A 2,856-nucleotide genomic window follows, 5' to 3' on the forward strand; every position below is an offset into this window, starting at 1 on the left:
CCCATAAGGGACTTGCACCCTCTAGATTAATATTTTACCTTTCGGTAAAACAAAAGATGCCCATACTGGGCACACACACCGGCTATAGTTTACTGCTTGGTAGTTTTTCCTTCGAAAACCACGCAAGCGTAAAAGATAGGGTTTATTTACTAAATTTATTGCTTAACCAACGCAGCAAACCATAGCCAAAAACGTCAGACTGTCTCAAAACCCTAGGATATTTTATTTAAAAAGATTAATTTCATGGATGGAATATCGACAAGGACAACCCCGCCAGCAACTTACCTTATACACGACCTGTTTAGATGATATGATCCCTCTGGATAACAGTGTGCGACTCATTGATCAGTTTGTAAATCTGTTAGATCTCCAAGCGCTGGGCTTTCAATCTAGAGCTACTCAAGGCAGACCGCCTTATAACCCGGAAGATCTTCTTAAGCTTTACATTTACGGCTATATGAACCGTATGCTTTCCTCCCGCATATTGGAAAAAGAGTGCCAGCGCAATATTGAAGTAATCTGGCTGATCAAAAACCTGCAGCCTGATCATAATACCATTGCCCGTTTTAGAAAAGACAACCCAAAGGCCATCAAGCGGGTAGTCCACCAGAGCGTGCAATTGGCGCGTAACTTCAACCTGATCGGAGCCACGCTTATCGCCGGTGACTCTACTAAACTCAGAGCCCAAAACAGCAAGAAAAATAACTACAACAAAAAGAAGGTACAGCGCCATCTGGAGTATATTGATAAAAAGCTCGAAGAACATAATCACGAACTGGCCAACGCTGATGGAGACCTTAAAGAAGAAGTACAACAGCAAATAGATAAGCGTAAAGCTCAATGTGTAAAATACCAGCAGATCAAAAACCAACTGGAGCAGGACACCTCTTCTTCCAATCCGCAACTATCAACCTCTGATCCCGACAGCAGACATCAAATCGTACGCGGAACCATTACCGAAGTATGCTACACCGCCCAAACCACCGTAGATGCTCAAAACAAAATCCTGATCGATTATAAACTCACCAACGCTAATGATAAAAAAGCAATGGGCGGTATGCTCACCAGAGCTAAAACCATCTTACGCACAACCCACTTCACCGCCCTTTATGACAAGGGCTATCACACAGGAAGTGAGTTCTACACTGCAGATCAATTAGGCATTGCTACTCTGGTAGCCATACCTGCTATAGGAAGAAAAAGTCAGGCCCCGGACCCCAAATACAATGCAGAGCATTTTAACTATAATCCGCAGCAAGACACTTATACCTGTCCGCAGGGCAAAGTACTTAGCTCCAATCAAACACAGTATAAAGTGCGTAACTACACCTTTAAACAATATAAAACCAAAGCCTGTAAAACCTGCCCGGTACGAGATAATTGCACTACTTCAAAAGTCAATGGAAAGGTCATACAGCGCAGTCAGTACACGCAAAACATTCAGGACAATGCTAAACGTATTGCTCAAAGCGGTGAGCTTTATAAAAAGAGGCAGGCCTTAGTGGAGCATCCTTATGGTACGATCAAGCGCCAATGGGGCTTTGATCATATCTTGACCAAAAGAGGGCTGCAAGCCGCATCTGCAGATCTAGGACTGATGCTGCTGGTCTACAACCTTAAAAGGTTGTTTAAGCTTGGGGTCTTCACGGCTATTCATTGTGCTATAGCGTATGGTTTAGCGCTCATTAAGGCCTTTAAAAGACCTATGAAGTTAAACTACAGTCTTAAAACAAAAACAATCCCATATTCGCTTTCTGTTGGATATCGGAGGAACTTCAATTACTTTTAAGGAATAAACAGGTGGTTTTGAGACGGACTGCCGTTGTAGCACATTAAAGAATGACTGAAGAGCATAGAATAATATTAAATGCAATTGAAGAAGCACTGAATCGAGACCCTGAACTGCGATTTGGTCAAGCTCTTTTCAATCTGAGCATTAACCAATTTGTAAATCCGGACAACCCAGCTGAAGCCGATTACAGAATGAGAGACATTCATGGCGATAAGGATTCAGCTATAATTGCCCGAATTAGAATACAGCAAGAATGGCGAGAACTTCAGCAGAAAATTATGAGTGCTCTAGAAAAACCAGACTTATATGAGTTAGGTGGAATGACAGTGAACGAGCGGCTATATGTTTCTGGACTAATGGATGATTTTGACAAGTACAAAAAATTAAATAAGCGTTTCGCTCAATTTATTCTTGAAAGGCTGAAAGTTGACAGAGACTCAATTGAGAAGATGTTAAATTAAAAAAAACTCACTGATAGAATGAAAATTGAACAGATAAAAGATGGGTTTGACATTGATGTAGGAGCACCAATGCCGACAATTTTATCAAATGAACATCATATTTATCTGATTTTCTATGTGAGTAATATTGGCCCCAGTTGGGACGGTTCGAAAGTTTATATGCAAACAGAAAATGATGAAGGAATTGCTACCGTTAAGTTTGAGCGATTTGCACAATTCAAATTTGGCGATCCAAATGATGAATCGATTAATGGACACCCATTGTACAAACTCGGACTTCAGCCGTACTCAATTCAAAAAGTGACTGAATCGGAATGGATAAAGGAATTGGTAAAGATGAACTCAGTACATCCATATCACAAAGACGAACAATTTTCAAAATATAAACACTACATCTTTTTCTTTCACGACACTTGTTTTGAAATTGTGGCGGAAGGGTATTCAATTGAACAAAGTCCAGAATCGACTATGAAAGGCGAAATTCAAAGAATTGGAAAATTATTATGAATAAAAAAACGTGCTACAATCGAGTAGACGGGTCCGCCCCTAATTAGGAACGGACTGCGCCTCTCACACCACCGCACGTACGGGTCTCGTATACGG

Annotated in this window: 3 protein-coding genes; all 3 read left to right on the top strand. The window is 41.0% G+C overall.

Going from position 1 to position 2,856, the window contains the following annotated elements:
* The first annotated feature begins 247 nt into the window (after positions 1–247).
* Genes DSM03_RS18865 through DSM03_RS18875 form a run of 3 tightly spaced genes read left to right on the top strand, consistent with a single transcriptional unit; the run spans position 248 to position 2,760 of the window.
* Positions 248–1,789, top strand: a complete 1,542-nt coding sequence (locus DSM03_RS18865; RefSeq protein WP_128763488.1) for an IS1182 family transposase — start codon at positions 248–250, stop codon at positions 1,787–1,789.
* Positions 1,790–1,839: 50 nt separating this feature from the next.
* Positions 1,840–2,253: a hypothetical protein gene (locus DSM03_RS19180; protein WP_236643965.1), complete on the top strand. Its 414-nt coding sequence runs from the start codon at positions 1,840–1,842 to the stop codon at positions 2,251–2,253.
* A gap of 18 nt (positions 2,254–2,271) precedes the next feature.
* Positions 2,272–2,760 (top strand): hypothetical protein, encoded by a 489-nt coding sequence (locus tag DSM03_RS18875; RefSeq protein WP_128763489.1) that lies wholly within the window; start codon positions 2,272–2,274, stop codon positions 2,758–2,760.
* Positions 2,761–2,856: the final 96 nt, after the last annotated feature.

The sequence above is a fragment of the Leeuwenhoekiella aestuarii genome, from assembly GCF_004104055.1.
Classification (GTDB): Bacteria; Bacteroidota; Bacteroidia; order Flavobacteriales; family Flavobacteriaceae; genus Leeuwenhoekiella; species Leeuwenhoekiella aestuarii.

Coding starts and splice junctions, on each gene's coding strand:
- DSM03_RS18865 (WP_128763488.1), top strand. CDS start 248: ATGGAATATCGACAAGGACAACCCCGCCAGCAACTTACCTTATACACG.
- DSM03_RS19180 (WP_236643965.1), top strand. CDS start 1,840: ATGACTGAAGAGCATAGAATAATATTAAATGCAATTGAAGAAGCACTG.
- DSM03_RS18875 (WP_128763489.1), top strand. CDS start 2,272: ATGAAAATTGAACAGATAAAAGATGGGTTTGACATTGATGTAGGAGCA.